Below are 15,213 nucleotides of genomic sequence, written 5' to 3' on the forward strand. Positions count from 1 at the left end.
CGGCGCGGACGCCGGCGCGCGGCGTGACCGGGGCGCGGGTGTCGGGGCGCCGCCCGGCCGCGGCGCAGACGTCAGGGCGCGGCGCGGAAGCCCGGCTCGGCCGGCATGGGCACCTGGAGGTACGTGGTGCCGCGCAGGTCCAGCCAGGCCCGCTGCGGCGCGCGGACCAGCCGCACCATCACCCCGGAGCAGGCGGGGCAGCGCCCGACCAGGCCCGGGGCGTGCGAGTAGACGTGCAGCCCGGCCATCGGGCCGGTCGTCCCGCAGGTGTCGCACCGCCCGGTGGTGGCGCTCAGGTCGACGGCGAACAGCTCACGCAACGGCCCGTCGAGCATGTTGCCGTCCAGGTACGACAGGTCGGTCATACGCCCTCCTCAGGTTCTCAGCCGGTCGGGCCGAACCGTTCGGTCCGCACGCGCCGGGTCGGGTGACCCAGCCCCACCAGCAGGTCGGCCACGGTTTCCACGAATCCGGTGGGACCGCACACGTAGCACAGCGGCTCCAGGTCGGGCGGCCAGCCGTGACTGTTCACGTCGGCGAGGCCGATCCGGTGCGGCTCGCCGCGCCAGCCCTCGGGCGCGGACCGGGTGTAGACGTACGCCACGTCCAGGCCCTGGTCGTCGCGGGCGCGGCGGCGCAGCTCGTCGGCGTAGATGACGTCGTCCGGGGTGCGCACCGAGTAGACGAGCCGGAACGGTGTGCGGCTGCCCGCGGCGCGGCGCGCGCGGATCATCGCCATCAGCGGCACCACGCCCGACCCGCCGCCGACCAGCAGCACCGGCGCGGTGTCGTCGGTACGCCAGACGAACCAGCCGCCGACCGGGCCGCGGACCTCCAGCGGGTCGCCCTCGGCGTAGGTGTCGGTCAGGTACGGCGACACCTCGCCGTCGGGCACCCGCTGCACGGTGACCTCGATCCGCTCGCCGTCGGCGGGGCCGGCCAGCGAGTACGACCGGGCGGCCTGGTAGCCGTCCTCGGCGGTCAGGCGCAGGTCGACGTGCTGCCCGGGCAGGTGTCCGGGCCAGCCGGGCACGTCCAGCACCAACGTCTGCGCGGTGGGCGTCTCGATCCGCCGCTCGACCAGGCGGGCCACCCGCCACATCAGCGGGGCGACGCGGCGCCCTTCGGCCGGTGCCGCCACCTCAGTCGCCCTGGTAGCGCTGCTCGCGCCACGGGTCGCCGTAGTCGTGGTAGCCGGCGGTCTCCCAGAAGCCGGGCCGGTCGTCGACGAGCAGCCGGATGCCGTGCACCCACTTCGCCGACTTCCACAGGTACAGGTGCGGTACGAGCAGCCGCGCCGGGCCGCCGTGCTCGGCCGGCAGCGGCCCTCCGTCGTACGTGTGCACCACCCACGCCCGCCCGCCGCGCAGGTCGTCCAGCGGCAGGTTCGTGGTGTAGCCGCCGTAGGAGTGCGCCAGGGCGTACCGGGCGCCGGTGTCGACGCCGTCGAGCAGCGTGTCCAGGGAGACGCCCTGCCAGGTGGTGCCGAGCTTGGACCAGCGGGTGACACAGTGCAGGTCCACCGTCGGGGTGTCCTGCGGCAGGCCCATCAGCTCGTCCCAGGACCAGCGGTACTCCGCGCCGGTCTCGCTGGTGAGCACGAACTCCCAGGTGTCGAGGGAGACGCGCGGCGTCGGGCCGGCGGAGAGCACGGGGAAGTCCTCAGTGAGGTACTGCCCCGGCGGCAGGTCGGTCGCGGACGAACGGGGCCGGCCCTGGAAGCCCGGCGAGACGATTCCCACCCGTCAGTCGTACCACCGCCGGCCGTGCCGGGGCAGGAGTTCCCACCGAGTCAGGCCCCGCCTCCGCCCGACACCTCGTGCACGACCGTGCGCTTGCCGTCGCCGCTGTCACGGGTGGCCCGCAGGCTGGTGATGGTGACGATCACCAGGACGCCGATGATCACGCCGAGCGAGGCCACCGTCGGGATCTCCGGCACGCCCTCCCAGATGCCATGCGCCCAGTGCAGGCCCAGCTTGAGACCGATGAACGCGAGGATGACGGCCAGGCCGTAGCTGAGGTGCACCAGCCGGCTCAGCGCGGCGTGCAGCACGAAGTAGAGCGCCCGCAGGCCCAGCAGCGCGAACGCGTTCGTGGCGAAGACCAGGTACGGGTCCTCGGTGATGCCGTAGACGGCGGGCACCGAGTCGACAGCGAACACGATGTCGGTGGCCAGCACGGCGACGACGACGAGCGCGAAGGGGGTGAGCGCCCGGCGGCCGTTCTGCCGGATGGTCATCCGGGTGCCGTGGTACTCGTCGACCACCGGCATGACCTTGCGCAGCAGCCGCACCGACCGCATCTTGTTGATGTCGACCTCCTGCTCGTGCCCGGAGAGGGCGTCGCGCAGCAGCTTCACCGCGGTGGCGATGAGGATGAGCGCGAAGAGCAGGAAGGCGAAGTCGAGCGTCTTGAGCGCGGCGGCGCCGAGCGCGATGAACACGCCGCGCAGCACCAGTGCGCCCGCGATGCCGTAGAGCAGCACCCGCTGGGCCAGTACCGACGGCACCGCGAACGCGGCGAGCAGCAGCATGAAGACGAACAGGTTGTCGACCGACAGCGACTTCTCGACCAGGTAACCGGTGAGGTACTCGATGCCCTGCTGGCCGCCCCAGCGGGACCAGACCCAGGCGCCGAAGGCCAGGGGCAGGGCGATGTAGAAGGCCGACCAGCCCAGGGCCTCGCGGATGGAGACCTCGTGCGGCTTCCTGGTGACCAGGAAGTCGAGCACCAGCAGGACGAGCACGCCGACGATCGTCACCGCCCACAGCGTGGGCGTCCCGATCGACGACAGCTCGGACGCAGCCAGGGGGGACAATTCGGGCATGGAACCTCCTCGAACACCGTGTCATGTTCGAGGTCTCCTTCACCCACGTTTTCGTGGGCAACCACCCGGGGCTCGCCTCTGGGGCTCGCCGTACTGACCGGAATGATTCGTGGGAAGTACTCCCCTCGCCTGCACAAGGCTAGGTCACCGCCGGACCGGACGCCAAGTCGGGACACGCATGCTTGCCCTGGTCAACCGCTGAGCCGCGGTGGAGGGCATGGCGCCAGGTCATCGCGGCCCCTAGGGTGACGCGGGTGACCAATCAGGGACCGTTGACCGGCATCCGAGTGATCGAGCTGGCCGGGATCGGCCCCGCGCCGTTCGCGGCGATGATGCTGGGCGATCTCGGCGCGGACGTGGTGCGGGTCGACCGGCTCGGTGGCGGCGGCTTCGGCGCCTTCCCGGGCGACCTGCTCAACCGCAACCGCCGCTCGGTCGCGGTGGACCTGAAGCGGCCCGAGGGCCGAGACCTGGTCCTGGCGCTCGTCTGCGAGGCGGACGCGCTGGTGGAGGGCTTCCGACCGGGAGTGGCCGAGCGACTCGGCATCGGCCCGACCGACTGTTTCGCCGTCAACCCCAAGCTGGTGTACGGGCGGATGACCGGCTGGGGGCAGGGCGGCCCGCTCGCCCACAGCGCCGGGCACGACATCGACTACCTGGCGCTGACCGGCGCGCTGCACGGTGTCGGGCGGGCCGGTGAGCGTCCGGTGCCGCCGATGAACCTGCTCGGCGACTTCGGCGGCGGCGGCATGATGCTGGCCCTCGGCGTGGTCGCGGCGCTGCACGCGGTGTGCAACGACGGGCCCGGCCAGGTGGTCGACGCGGCGATCGTGGACGGCGTGTCGGTGCTGGCCACCCAGATCCACGCGCTGCGCGGCATCGGGCTGTGGCAGGACCCGCGCGGGGTGAACCTGCTCGACGGCGGCGCGCCCTTCTACGACACGTACGAGTGCGCCGACGGGCGGTACGTGGCGGTGGGCGCGCTGGAGCCGCAGTTCTACGCCGAACTGGTCCGGCTCAGCGGGTTCCCGCTGGACGGCGACGACGCGCCGGACCGGGACGACCCGGCGAACTGGCCGGCGTTGCGGGCGGCCTGGGCGCGACTGTTCCGCACCCGTACCCGGGACGAGTGGACGGAGCTGCTGGCCGGCACGGACGCCTGCGTGGCGCCGGTGCTCGACTGGGCCGAGGCGCCGGAGCACCCGCACCTGCGCGACCGGGAGGTCTTCGTGGCGCCGGACGGCGTCACCCAGCCGGCCCCCGCGCCGCGCTTCTCGGCCACCCCCACCGCCGTGCGGCGCCCGCCGCCGTCGCCCGGCGAGCACACCGACGAGGTGCTCGCCGAGGCCGCCGGGATGGATCCCGCCCGGATCGCCGCGCTGCGCGCCGCCGGTGTGATCGGCTGACCTGCCGCCGGTTCAGCGGCGGTTCGCGGAGGCCGGGGCGAGGGCCGGTTCCACCATGTCCCGGTAGTCGCGGGGGAACTGCACCACGACGTCCTGGAACTCGCCGCCCCGGATCGCCTCGCGCATCGTGACGAACACCGCGCGTACGGCGTCCCGGGCGGTGTTCTCGTCGCAGTCGGCCCGGCGGGCGACGCGGGCGGCGAACTCCGCCGCGCCGAACCGTTCGGCCGCCTCGTCGCGTGGATACGGGCTGAGCAGCCCCTGCAGCGGCTTGGGCAGCTGCGCGGCGAGGTCCAGCACCTCGCCGCCGGTCAGCCGCTCGGCGAGTGTCTCCAGCGTGGCCCCGGTGAGCGTGGCCGCCCGGTCCTCGCTGGTGCCGGTGAGCCGGGCGACCCGGCTCACGAAGGTGAGGTAGTGCATCCGTGGTACCCCCTTCGGTGCGCCCACCGCGCCTACCCGCGACGACACGCCGGAAACGGCGCCGGGCACGCGCGCCGAGAACTTCGCGCTCCCGGGCGTGAGCGGCGGCGCGACGGGTAACCGCCGCCCGGTCATGACCCCGACTACTGCCACGAGGAGCCCGACCCATGGCGAGTTACACGGATGTCCTGGAGTACCTGTCCGCGCTGGACTACCCGGCCGGCAAGGACGACGTCATCCGCGAGGCGGAACGGGAGGGCGCGCCGCCGGACGTGTTGCAGGCGCTGCGCGCACTGCCCCCGGTGGACTACGCCAACGGCACCGAGGTGGCCCGGTCGGCCGGCATCGACGCGGCTCCGGAGGTGAGCCGGTCGCAGCGCGCGGCGCAGGCCCGGGACAACCACCCGCGCGTCTCGCAGCACCTGCGCGGCATCTGAACACGGCGACGGGCCGGCGGGCGACACGGCCGCCGGCCTCGGCGCGTGCCCGGGCGCAGGCACGCGCGCGACGGGGGACGGTCGAGGGCGGGCGCTCTCCTGTGGATCGTGCGCCCCTGGACAGGCGAGCGCCCCGGGTCACGAACCGCGACCTGGGGCGCCACGCAGCACCTGTCCTGCGCGGTTCACGCCCGAACCGGGTCGCGACCGCGTAGCGGTGAGATGTTCGCCCGAACCGGGCGGGCATCGCTGCCACGATCATCATACGACGCGACATCAGCCGAACGGGTGAGAATCGCGGAAATGTGGCCGGGCGCACGTGCGCTCAGGCGGTCACCTCGGCGTACCGCCGCTCCAGGTCCACTCTCGCCAGCGCTCCGACCAGCCACGACAGTTGCTCCGACTCGCCGCTGCCGGTCAGTCCGGCGAGGTCGCGCGCGGTGCGGCCCAGCCCGAGCCGCCGGGCCGCCGCGAGCGCCCGCCGGTCGGCCACCGGCGCCGCCTCGCGCCACAGCGCCTGCGCCTCGCGCAGGAACAGGTCGCACACCTCGTCGTCCACTCCGGGCAGCGCGGTCAGCAGCCGGCGCTCCTCGCGCAGGTCCCGGTGCGCGGCCGTCCGCAACCGGCGCAGGTCACCCCGGTACGTCTCGACGAGCGTGCGGGCCAGGTCGCCGAGGGTATCGGCGATCCCGGCCAGGTCACCGCGCAGCCCGGCGGCGCGCAGCACGCGTACCCGGTCCTCGTGCCGGGAGCGGGCCATCCGGGCCGCGGTGTCCCAGCCGGCGTCGCGCAGCGCGCCGGCCGCGTCGACCGCCCGGTGGAAGTCACCCCGGCGGGCCAGCAGGACGGCCAGGTACAGCACCTGGAACAACTGGGCCGGGTTGTTCGTCACCCGGAACCCGAAGCACTCGGCGAACCCGCGGCCGTCTCCGGCGAGCCGGCGGGCGAGCCGCTTCCGGTCCGCGACGTCGCGCGGTGCGGTGGTTGTCGGCATCCCGCCGACTACCCCGGCGACGGCGCGGCATGCGGCGGCGGGGCACGGGCCGGGGTCAGCCGGGTACGCCGCCGCTGCGGTCGCGGGCCTTGAGCCGGGTGGTGGGCAGCGCGGGCGCGGGCAGCGGCGGCGCCGCGTCGTCGGCGACCACGCCGAAGCGTCGGCCGGCCATCCAGTCCTCCCGGGCGGCCACCACCTCCTCGTGCGAGCGGCCGACGAAGTTCCACCACATCACCAGCGGATCCTCGAACGGGATGCCGCCGAGCAGCAGCAGCCGGGTGCCCGGTTCGGCGCGCAGCGTCAGCGCGCTCCGGCCGAGGCCCAGGTAGAGCAGCGCGCCGGGGGCCAGCGCCACGCCCTCGCACTCGGCGGTGCCGGACATGGCCAGCAGCCCGTACTCGAAGTCCCGGCGCAGCGGCAGCGTGGCCGGCGCCGGGCCGCGGACCTCGATCTGCGCGCCGACCAGCGGGGTGTGCACGAGCGCGGGCGAGCGTTCCCCGCCGAGGTCGCCGACGAGCAGCGTGACGTCCAGGTCGCCGTCGCGGAAGCGCGGCAGGTCGGCGTGGTGCGCGAAGGCCGGGTCACCGGCGCGGGCCGGGTCGGGCAGCGCCACCCACAGCTGCACGCCGTGCATCACCGGCGGGTGCACCAGCGGCGAGCGCTCCGAGTGCGCGATGCCGCGCCCGGAGGTCATCACGTTGAGCTGCCCCGGGCGGATGGGCTGGACGTTGCCGAGGCTGTCGCGGTGCAGGATCTCCCCGTCGAGCAGCCAGGTGACCGTCTGCAGCCCGGTGTGCGGGTGCGGCGGCACCTCCATGCCGGGCCGGTCGGCCACGTCGTCGGGCCCGAAGTGGTCGACGAAGCACCAGGCGCCGACCATCCGGCGCTGCCGCTGCGGCAGCAGCCGGCGCACCGTGGTGTAGCGGCCGAGCGGGACGTCGTGGCCGGGCAGCAGCACACTGCCCGGATCGGTCGGGCCGACGCCGGGCGGGAGTGTCTGCGCGGGCAGGGATTCGGTGCGGTCCACCGCCCCGACTGTACGCTCACTCCGCGGTGACGCTCACCGCGTTGACGCCCCCCACCAGGTCGAGGTAGAGCCGGTCGGCAGCCCGGTCCCAGCCCGGCGAGCTGACCAGGTCACCGGCGGCGATCCCACCACGGCGCTCGTCGTACAGGGTCAGGGAGCCGGCACCGGCGGCCACCCGCACCCGGGCCGGCGGCGCGCCCGGCACGGTGACGGTGAGTTCGCTGGCCCCGCCGGTCATCCGGACGGTGAGCGAGCCGTCGAGCCGGGGCAGCAGCAGCCGGGTACGCGACGCGCCGCCGACCAGGTCGATCCCGGCGAGCCGGGCCTCGCCCAGGTCGAGCCGCTGCTCGCTGACCCCGCCGATGAGTCGCAGCCGCCAGGTGACCCGCGAGTTGAGCACCACCTCGACGGCGGCCGGGCCGGGACGGCCGTTCTCCTCGATCCGCAGCCGGACCCGGTCGCCCACCAGCTGCGGGCGCGGTGTCACACCGGAGCCGTCCGGCGCGCCGATCCGATACAGGTCGTCGCCGAGGTCGGCGGCCCGCAGGGTGAACCGGGTCAGCCCGTCGGCCAGCTCGAACTGGGCGAGCCGCCGGTCACCCCGGGGCGCGGTGAGGGTCTGCGCGCCGGCCACCTCGGCGGGGCCCGCCCCGCCGGAGCCGCCGCGCCCGGGCGACGGCGGCGCGCCGCCGGAGAAGACCACGCCGAGGCGGGCCGGGTTGGACAGGGTCACCGCCACCGCCACCGCGCCGAGCACCACCACCAGCACGGCCGCCGCCGCCAGCAGCCGGGCTCCGCCGGACCAGCGGGATCGGGTCCGGCCGGGGTCGTCCTCGGATGCGGTCATGGTCGTCCCCTCTCGCCGGTCCCCATGGGGTCATACGTCCGCGTCGGCGTCCCGGTTCATTCCCACTCCGGTACGTTCCCGCACCTTGCCGGCGCAGGCGGCCAGCACGGCGTGCGCGTCCAGGCCGAGACTCTCGATCGCGACGAGCGCGGTGAACGCCACGTCGGCGAGTTCGGCGGCGACCTCCTCGCGGGTGTGCGTCACCCCCTTGCGCGGGTTCTGCCCGAGCAGCCCGATCCAGGCCGCGGCGACCTCACCGGCCTCCTCGCCGATCTTGAGGATGCGACAGGTCAGTTCGGTGTCGCCGCGGCCGTTCGCGGCGTCGAGCCAGGCGCGCGCGTCGCGCGCCGTCGTCCAGATGGTGGCGTCCACGCGGACCAGTGAACCTCACCCCGCGCACCGTTCGTATCCTGGGGCGACGCAGGCCAGAGGGTCTGCGTTCCAGGCGAGAGGAGGTGCCCGTGATGCCGGAGACGGTCGAGTCGGTGTTCGCCGGCGTGGTCGCCCGGAACCCGGGAGAGCCCGAGTTCCACCAGGCGGTCCGCGAGGTGCTGGAGAGCATCGGTCCGGCTCTGGCCCGGCATCCGGAGTACGCCGAGGTGGTCGAGCGCGTCTGCGAGCCGGAGCGGCAGGTCATCTTCCGCGTGCCGTGGGAGGACGACCAGGGCCGGGTACGGGTCAACCGCGGCTTCCGGGTGGAGTTCAACAGCGCGCTCGGCCCGTTCAAGGGCGGGCTGCGCTTCCACCCGTCGGTCTACCTGGGCATCGTGAAGTTCCTCGGCTTCGAGCAGATCTTCAAGAACGCGCTGACCGGGCTGTCCATCGGTGGCGGCAAGGGCGGCGCGGACTTCGACCCGAAGGGCCGCTCGGACCGCGAGGTGATGCGGTTCTGTCAGAGCTTCATGACCGAGCTGTACCGGCACATCGGCCCGCAGACCGACGTGCCGGCCGGTGACATCGGGGTGGGCGGCCGGGAGATCGGCTACCTGTTCGGGCAGTACAAGCGGATCACCAACCGGTACGACGCGGGCGTGCTCACCGGCAAGGGCCTGGCGTACGGGGGTGCGCAGGTGCGCCGGGAGGCGACCGGGTACGGAGCGGTGTTCTTCGCCGACGAGATGCTCCGCCAGGCCGGGGACAGCCTGGAGGGCAAGCGGGTCGTGGTGTCCGGCTCCGGCAACGTGGCGATCTACGCGATCGAGAAGGTGCACCAGCTCGGCGGCACCGTGGTGGCGTGCTCGGACTCCGGCGGCTACGTGGTCGACGAGAAGGGCATCGACCTGGCGTTGCTGCGGGAGCTGAAGGAGCAGCGCCGGGGGCGGCTGGCCGAGTACGCGGAGCACGCGCGCAACGCGGTGGCAGTCCCGGACCGCAACGTCTGGGAGGTGCCCTGCGACCTGGCGCTGCCCTGCGCCACGCAGAACGAGATCGGCGGCGCGGAGGCGGCCGCGCTGGTCGCCGGCGGCTGCGTCGCGGTGGTGGAGGGGGCGAACATGCCCACCACGCCGGAGGCGGTGCGGATCCTCGGCCGGGCCGGGGTGCGGTTCGCCCCGGGCAAGGCCGCCAACGCCGGCGGTGTGGCGGTGAGCGGGCTGGAGATGCAGCAGAACGCCAGCCGCGACACGTGGACGTTCGGCGAGTCGGAGCAGCGGCTGCGCGAGATCATGCGGGACGTGCACGACAGGTGCTGGGCGACGGCCGAGGAGTTCGGCCTGCCCGGCGACTACGTGGCCGGCGCGAACATCCAGGGGTTCCGGCGGGTGGCCGAGGCGATGCTGGCGCACGGCCTGGTGTGAGCGGACGGCGGGACGGAGACTGTCGGTTCGGTCAGTCAGTGATTGACAGCTCTCGACGCCCGGCCTAGGTTCAGGGCGCTACCGGCCGGTAGGCATCCGTCCCGCGTCGTCACCCCCGTCCCGGGGTGGCACCGTCCCCCCGGGGAGCAGCGATGCAGCCCTCACCCGTCCGCCGCCGGCTGCTCGCCGTCGGCGCGGCCCTCGCGTTGACGCTCGGCCTCGCCGGCGCGGCCCCCGCCGCCGCCACCGGCCGCGACGACGGCAGCGGCCCGCTGCCCGGCTACACCATCGTCAACCCGCCGCTGCCGCCACTGGTCGTCGGCGGTGCCGCCACCACCGTGCGGCAGGGCGTGCACGCGAACGCCGGGTACGTCATCGAGATCCCCAAGCGCTGGAACGGCGAGCTGGTGATGTGGGCGCACGGCTACCGCGGCCAGGGCACCGAGCTGTCGCCCGAGCCGCCCGCCTACGACCTGCGGCAGCGCCTGGTGGCGCAGGGGTACGCGTGGGCGTCGTCGTCGTACGACCGCAACGGCTACGACGTGCGCTCCGGCGTGCGCAGCACCAAGGCGCTGGCCGACCTGTTCAGCCGTACCGTCCGGCGCCCGCACCGGGTGCTGATCGCCGGGGTGTCGATGGGCGGCCACGTCATCGGCCGGTCGCTGGAGCAGTACCCGGGCTTCTACGCCGGTGCGCTGCCGATGTGCGGGGTGCTCGGCGACCAGGAACTGTTCGACTTCTTCCTGGACTACAACCTGGTGGCGCAGGCGCTGGCCGGGGTGCGCGCGTACCCGACGCCGCCCGACTACCTGACCTCGGCGGTGCCCCGGATCCAGGTCACGCTCGGCCTGGCCGGGCTGACCCCGGGCGGCCCGGACACCACGAACGCGCTCGGCAAGCAGCTGCGCGCGGTCACCGTGGAGCGCTCCGGCGGGCCGCGCCCGGGCGCCGACGCCGCGTTCGCGGTGTGGAAGGACTTCCTGTTCGGCATCGCGGTCAGCGAGGCGGACGGCTCCCCCGCCCGGCGGCCCGGTCAGCTCGCCACGAACCTGTTCACCAGGTACGCGCCGAACCAGCCGGTGAACCTCAACGCGACGGTGCAGCGGGTCGCGCCGGAGAACCTGCGCCAGCGGCTCTCGCCAAGCCTGACCGAGGTGCCCCGGATCGCCGGGCGGCCCACCGCGCCGGTGCTCAGCCTGCACGGGCTCGGTGACCTGTTCGTGCCGTTCGGCATGGAGCAGGCGTACGCCCGGGACGTGGCCCGGCACGGCCGCTCCCGGCTGCTGGTGCAGCGGGCGGTGCGTACCGCGCAGCACTGCGAGTTCAGCCCGGCCGAGGCCGGCGCCGCCTGGGACGACCTGACCCGCTGGGTGCGTACCGGGAAGCGCCCGGCCGGTGACGCGGTCACCGACCGGCGCGCGGTGGCGGCGCCGGACTTCGGTTGCCGGTTCAGCGACCGGGCCGCGCGGGCGGCCGGCGCCGGCACCCGCCCGCTCTACCCGTCCTGCTGAGGTGTCTCAGTCCTCCGCCCGGCCGTACCAGCCGCCCCGGTAGACGGTGCCCGGAGTCGCCTGCGGCTCCGGCTCCGGCTCGAGCTGCGGCTCCGGCGACAGGTCGCCGGCGGTGCGGCGGGAACGGCGGACCCGGCTGACCACGAACCAGCAGGCACCGGCCACCACGGCCACGATGACGACCTTCTGGAACGTGCCCGCGTACGCCTCGACCACGTGCCACTGCTCGCCGAGGAAATACCCGGCGAGCACGAAGGTGGTGTTCCAGATCAGGCTGCCCAGCGCGGTGTAGAGCAGGAAGACCGGCACCGGCATCCGTTCCACACCGGCCGGGATGGAGATGAGACTGCGGAAGATCGGAATCATCCGGCCGAAGAACACCGCCTTGACGCCGTGGCGCAGGAACCACGCCTCGGTGCGGTCCACGTCCTCCAGCTTGAGCAACGGCAGCCGCGCGGCCAGGGCGCGCATCCGGTCCCGCCCGAGGGCCGCGCCGATGTAGTAGAGCGCCAGCGCCCCCACGATCGACCCGAGCGTGGTCCAGAAGATGGCGCCGGCCAGGCTCATCTTGCCCTGGCTCGCGGTGAAGCCGGCCAGCGGCAGGATCACCTCGCTGGGGATGGGCGGGAACAGGTTCTCCAGGGCCACCGCGAGGCCGGCGCCCGGGCCACCGAGCCGTTCCATCAGGCCGGTGACCCAGCCCGCCACTCCGTCGCCGGTCGGTTCCGCGGCCCGCGCGGTGCCCGCCCGGGGGACGGCGAGCAGCTGTGCGTTTCCGATCATCCGACCAACGTTACGGGGCGAAGCCGCGGACGACCACGCGTCATGGAAACCATTATCGTGTACGTCATGCGTACGCCGTTGCGGATCGCCGTCGCCCAGCCGCTGACCCGCTCCCACGACGTCGCGGGAAACGCCGACCGGCACGCCGACGCGGTACGCGCCGCCGCGGCCCGCGTGGTGGTCTTCCCGGAGATGTCGCTGACCGGGTACGAACTGGACGCCGCGCCGCTGGACCCGGACGATCCCCGGCTCGCGCCGCTGCGCGCGGCGTGCGCCGAGACCGGGACGCTGGCGCTGGCCGGCGCACCGGTGCCCGGACCGCACATCGGGGTGCTCGCGGTCGACGCCGAGGGCGTGCGGGTGGCGTACCGGAAGATGTGCCTGGGTGGCGCGGAGCCGCGGCACATGCGGCCGGGCCGGGAGCCGGCGGTGCTCGATGTGGACGGCTGGCGGCTGGGCCTGGCGGTGTGCAAGGACACCGGTACGCCGGAGCACGCGGCGGCGACTGTGGCGCTCGGCGCGGACGCCTACCTGGCCGGGGTGCTGGAGTCGGCCGACGACGCGGCGGTGCCGGAGGAACGCGCCCGCCGGGTCGCCGCCGCGCACGGGGTGTGGGTGGTGACGGCGAGTTTCGCCGGCTCTACCGGAGGCGGGTACGCCCGCGCCGCGGGCGGTTCGGGGATCTGGTCACCTGCGGGTGAGCCGGTGGTCCGCGCCGGCGCGGACGCCGGTACGGTGGTCACCGCCACCCTGCGGTGACGCTCAGCCCTCGGCGCCGCCGCGCAGCCGCTCGTAGCCGTCGATCAGCTTCCGCAGCGCGGCGGCGGTGACCGGGTCGATCTTGTCGTCCTCGGCGGCGTCCTCGATCTTCTCGCGCAGGTCCTCGACCCGCTTGTCCCGGTCCTTCGGCTTGCCCCGGTCCAGCTCGCCGGCCTTCTTGCGCAGGTCGTCGGCGGTCTTGCGGTCGATCAGCCCGATCGACTCGGCCCGGTCGAGCAGCTCACCAAACCGGTCGCCGAGCTGACGCAGCGTCACCGGTTCGGGTGCCGCCGACGTCGGCGCGGCGCTGCTGGGCTTCGGGGCGGGCGGCTCGGCTGCGCCGGTCGACGGACCGGCAGTCGGCGCGGCGGCCGGTGGCGTGCCGGAGCCGTCGCTCCACAGCAGCGAACCGACGACCGCGAGCAACAACACCACCGCACCGGCCACCAGCAGGCCGAACAGCCGGTTCGACGAGACCGCCGGGCGCGGCGGCGCGACGGGACGCCCCACCGGGCGGGACGCGACGGCCGGGGACCGCTCGACCAGGGTGGGCGGGTGCGCCACCGGCGCCACGGTCGGCAGGATCGCGGTCGGCGGGTCCACCGGACGGCCCGCGCCGAGCCGGTCGGCGAGCCGGGCCGCCGCGGGCCGCCGTGCCGGGTCCACGTCCAGGCAGGCCAGGACCAGATCGGCGACCTCCGGCGGCAGGCCGGGCACCCGCGGCGGCGGCACCGGCGGCCGGTTGCGCCGCACGTCGAGCACGTCGTCCCAGCTGTGCACCGGCAGAGGCGCCCGGCCGGTGAGGCTGCGGTACAGCAGGACGCCGAGCGCGTACACGTCGCCGGCCGGGTTCGCCGGGCCGGGGTCGAGGCGTTCCGGGGCGAAGTAGGCGGGGGTGCCCATCAGCAGCGCGCCGGTCTGCCCGGTGACCGGGTGCGGGCCGGCGGGCGCGGCGATGCCGAAGTCGAGCACCTTCGCGCCGGTCTCGGTGAGCATCACGTTGGCGGGCTTGATGTCGCGGTGCACCACGCCGATCCGGTGCGCCGCGGCCAGCGCACCGGCGACCTGCCCGGCCGTGCGGACCGCGTCCGGCCAGGCCAGCGGCCCGCCGGCCAGCCGATCGGCCAGCGTCTGACCCTCCACCAGCTCCATCACCAGGTACGGGACGACGACGCCGCTGTCCAGCGTCGCCTCGCCGTAGTCGTACACCTGGGTCACGTGCGGGTGGGTGAGCCGCGCCGCCGCGCGGGCCTCGCGCTGGATCACCGCCCGCAGTTGCGGGTCGGCGGCGAGCTGCCCGGCGAGGGCCTTGACCGCGACGGGCCGGTGCAGCACCTCGTCGTCGGCGCGCCACACCTCGGACATCCCGCCGAGACCGATGCGTTCCCGCAGGACGTACCGGTCGTGCAGGCGCAGAGCGGGCGTGAACGGCGACATGATGCCTCCAGTCTGCCCGTCCGGTCCCCGTGCCCGTCAACCGCCCGGCGCACACCCGCCGATCAGGGCTTGCGGGCGACCCCGCCGTACATGCTGACGTCGACCACCGACGGGCGCGGCTCGGGCTCGCCGTCGGCGCGCCACTCGGCGACCGAGCAGACGCCCGGCTCGACCAGCTCCAGGTCGTCGAAGAAGCGCACGATCTCCTCCCGGCTGCGCAGGTTGATCACGCCGTGCGGGCCGCCGCCGCGAGCCGCCGCCTTCGCCTCGGCGGCCACCTCGGCCGGCAGGTAGTCGTGGGTGGCGTGCGAGGCGGCCAGGTAGCTGCCGGCGGGCAGCGCGTCCAGCAGGCGGCCGACGAGCGCGTACGGGTCCTCGCCGTCGGGCACGAAGTGCAGCACCGCCAGCAGCATCAAGGCCACCGGCTGGGACAGGTCCAGCGTGCGGTGCAGCTCCGGGTGGGCGAGGATGCGCTCCGGGTCACGCAGGTCCGCGTCGAGGTACGCGGTGGCGCCCTCGGCGGAACTGGTGAGCAGCGCGCGGGCGTGGGCCAGCACGATCGGGTCGTTGTCGACGTAGACGACCCGGGCGCGCGGGTCGGTCGCCTGCGCCACCTCGTGCGTGTTGTCGGCGGTGGGGATGCCGGTGCCGATGTCCAGGAACTGCCGGATGCCCGCCTCGCCGGCCAGGTGACGCACCGCGCGGCGCAGGAACCGCCGGTTCTCCAGCGCGCTGATCCGGATGGTCGGGAACCGCTCGGCCATCGCGTCGCCGGAGTCCCGGTCGGCCTGGAAGTTGTCCTTGCCGCCGAGCCAGTAGTTGTACCGGCGGGCGGGGTGCGCCACTGTGGTGTCGATCCGGCCGGCGAGCGGCCCGGAGTCGGGTGCCGTACCTGGTGCGTCGCTGCTCAAGGCCGCCTCCACGACTCGCGTGCCGCCGTCCACTGTCTCCGGTCGGCGGCCATGCTAC

At 74.5% G+C, this 15,213-nt stretch carries 17 protein-coding genes; 5 read left to right on the plus strand and 12 right to left on the minus strand.

The window, feature by feature from the left end:
* Positions 1 to 71 precede the first annotated feature (71 nt).
* The 4 genes from O7607_RS28725 to O7607_RS28740 are packed head-to-tail and all read right to left on the minus strand — an operon-like array spanning position 72 to position 2,827.
* Positions 72 to 365: a DUF6510 family protein gene (locus O7607_RS28725; protein WP_332367337.1), complete on the minus strand. Its 294-nt coding sequence runs from the start codon at positions 363 to 365 to the stop codon at positions 72 to 74.
* Positions 366 to 382: 17 nt separating this feature from the next.
* A complete protein-coding gene (locus O7607_RS28730; RefSeq protein ID WP_176739820.1) occupies positions 383 to 1,102 on the minus strand; it encodes a ferredoxin reductase in 720 nt (239 codons plus the stop codon).
* Between the two features lie 40 nt (positions 1,103 to 1,142).
* Complete coding sequence (locus tag O7607_RS28735; RefSeq protein WP_269706574.1) at positions 1,143 to 1,742, minus strand: sulfite oxidase-like oxidoreductase; 600 nt, start codon at positions 1,740 to 1,742, stop codon at positions 1,143 to 1,145.
* Positions 1,743 to 1,792: 50 nt separating this feature from the next.
* On the minus strand, positions 1,793 to 2,827 hold the full coding sequence (locus O7607_RS28740) for a TerC/Alx family metal homeostasis membrane protein (RefSeq protein ID WP_269706575.1): 1,035 nt from the start codon (positions 2,825 to 2,827) through the stop codon (positions 1,793 to 1,795).
* A gap of 245 nt (positions 2,828 to 3,072) precedes the next feature.
* Between O7607_RS28740 and O7607_RS28745 the strand changes: the two genes are divergently transcribed.
* Entirely contained in the window at positions 3,073 to 4,233 is a 1,161-nt protein-coding gene (locus tag O7607_RS28745; RefSeq protein WP_269706577.1) for a CaiB/BaiF CoA transferase family protein, read from the plus strand.
* A gap of 12 nt (positions 4,234 to 4,245) precedes the next feature.
* On the opposite strand, the gene O7607_RS28750 is transcribed toward O7607_RS28745, so the two are convergent.
* Positions 4,246 to 4,653, minus strand: a complete 408-nt coding sequence (locus tag O7607_RS28750; protein WP_269706579.1) for a DUF2267 domain-containing protein — start codon at positions 4,651 to 4,653, stop codon at positions 4,246 to 4,248.
* A 167-nt stretch (positions 4,654 to 4,820) separates the two neighbouring features.
* Between O7607_RS28750 and O7607_RS28755 the strand changes: the two genes are divergently transcribed.
* Positions 4,821 to 5,090, plus strand: a complete 270-nt coding sequence (locus tag O7607_RS28755) for a DUF2795 domain-containing protein (RefSeq protein WP_269706580.1) — start codon at positions 4,821 to 4,823, stop codon at positions 5,088 to 5,090.
* Positions 5,091 to 5,415: 325 nt separating this feature from the next.
* On the opposite strand, the gene O7607_RS28760 is transcribed toward O7607_RS28755, so the two are convergent.
* Genes O7607_RS28760 through O7607_RS28775 form a run of 4 tightly spaced genes read right to left on the minus strand, consistent with a single transcriptional unit; the run spans position 5,416 to position 8,330 of the window.
* Complete coding sequence (locus O7607_RS28760; RefSeq protein WP_269706581.1) at positions 5,416 to 6,084, minus strand: hypothetical protein; 669 nt, start codon at positions 6,082 to 6,084, stop codon at positions 5,416 to 5,418.
* Between the two features lie 55 nt (positions 6,085 to 6,139).
* The gene (locus O7607_RS28765; protein WP_269706582.1) at positions 6,140 to 7,111 is read right to left on the minus strand and encodes a pirin family protein; all 972 of its coding nucleotides are present in this window, start codon (positions 7,109 to 7,111) and stop codon (positions 6,140 to 6,142) included.
* A gap of 16 nt (positions 7,112 to 7,127) precedes the next feature.
* Complete coding sequence (locus O7607_RS28770; protein WP_269706583.1) at positions 7,128 to 7,958, minus strand: hypothetical protein; 831 nt, start codon at positions 7,956 to 7,958, stop codon at positions 7,128 to 7,130.
* Positions 7,959 to 7,988: 30 nt separating this feature from the next.
* Positions 7,989 to 8,330 carry a MazG-like family protein gene (locus O7607_RS28775; protein WP_269706584.1) on the minus strand — a complete coding sequence of 114 codons (342 nt, stop codon included), beginning with the start codon at positions 8,328 to 8,330 and terminating at the stop codon, positions 7,989 to 7,991.
* 92 nt (positions 8,331 to 8,422) lie between these two features.
* Here O7607_RS28775 and gdhA point away from each other — a divergent pair, with 92 nt between their 5' ends.
* Both gdhA and O7607_RS28785 read left to right on the plus strand, forming a co-directional pair.
* Positions 8,423 to 9,754 carry an NADP-specific glutamate dehydrogenase gene (gene gdhA / locus O7607_RS28780; protein WP_269706585.1) on the plus strand — a complete coding sequence of 444 codons (1,332 nt, stop codon included), beginning with the start codon at positions 8,423 to 8,425 and terminating at the stop codon, positions 9,752 to 9,754.
* A 152-nt stretch (positions 9,755 to 9,906) separates the two neighbouring features.
* Complete coding sequence (locus O7607_RS28785) at positions 9,907 to 11,265, plus strand: alpha/beta hydrolase family protein (RefSeq protein WP_269706586.1); 1,359 nt, start codon at positions 9,907 to 9,909, stop codon at positions 11,263 to 11,265.
* Between the two features lie 6 nt (positions 11,266 to 11,271).
* On the opposite strand, the gene O7607_RS28790 is transcribed toward O7607_RS28785, so the two are convergent.
* Positions 11,272 to 12,048 (minus strand): DedA family protein, encoded by a 777-nt coding sequence (locus O7607_RS28790; RefSeq protein ID WP_269706587.1) that lies wholly within the window; start codon positions 12,046 to 12,048, stop codon positions 11,272 to 11,274.
* Between the two features lie 66 nt (positions 12,049 to 12,114).
* On the opposite strand from O7607_RS28790, the gene O7607_RS28795 reads away from it, so the two are divergent.
* The gene (locus O7607_RS28795) at positions 12,115 to 12,807 is read left to right on the plus strand and encodes a carbon-nitrogen hydrolase family protein (protein WP_269706588.1); all 693 of its coding nucleotides are present in this window, start codon (positions 12,115 to 12,117) and stop codon (positions 12,805 to 12,807) included.
* 3 nt (positions 12,808 to 12,810) lie between these two features.
* On the opposite strand, the gene O7607_RS28800 is transcribed toward O7607_RS28795, so the two are convergent.
* Positions 12,811 to 14,244, minus strand: a complete 1,434-nt coding sequence (locus O7607_RS28800) for a serine/threonine-protein kinase (protein WP_269706589.1) — start codon at positions 14,242 to 14,244, stop codon at positions 12,811 to 12,813.
* A 62-nt stretch (positions 14,245 to 14,306) separates the two neighbouring features.
* Complete coding sequence (locus tag O7607_RS28805; RefSeq protein ID WP_269706590.1) at positions 14,307 to 15,155, minus strand: SAM-dependent methyltransferase; 849 nt, start codon at positions 15,153 to 15,155, stop codon at positions 14,307 to 14,309.
* Positions 15,156 to 15,213: the final 58 nt, after the last annotated feature.

This window comes from Micromonospora sp. WMMA1949 (assembly GCF_027460145.1).
GTDB lineage: Bacteria > Actinomycetota > Actinomycetes > Mycobacteriales > Micromonosporaceae > Micromonospora.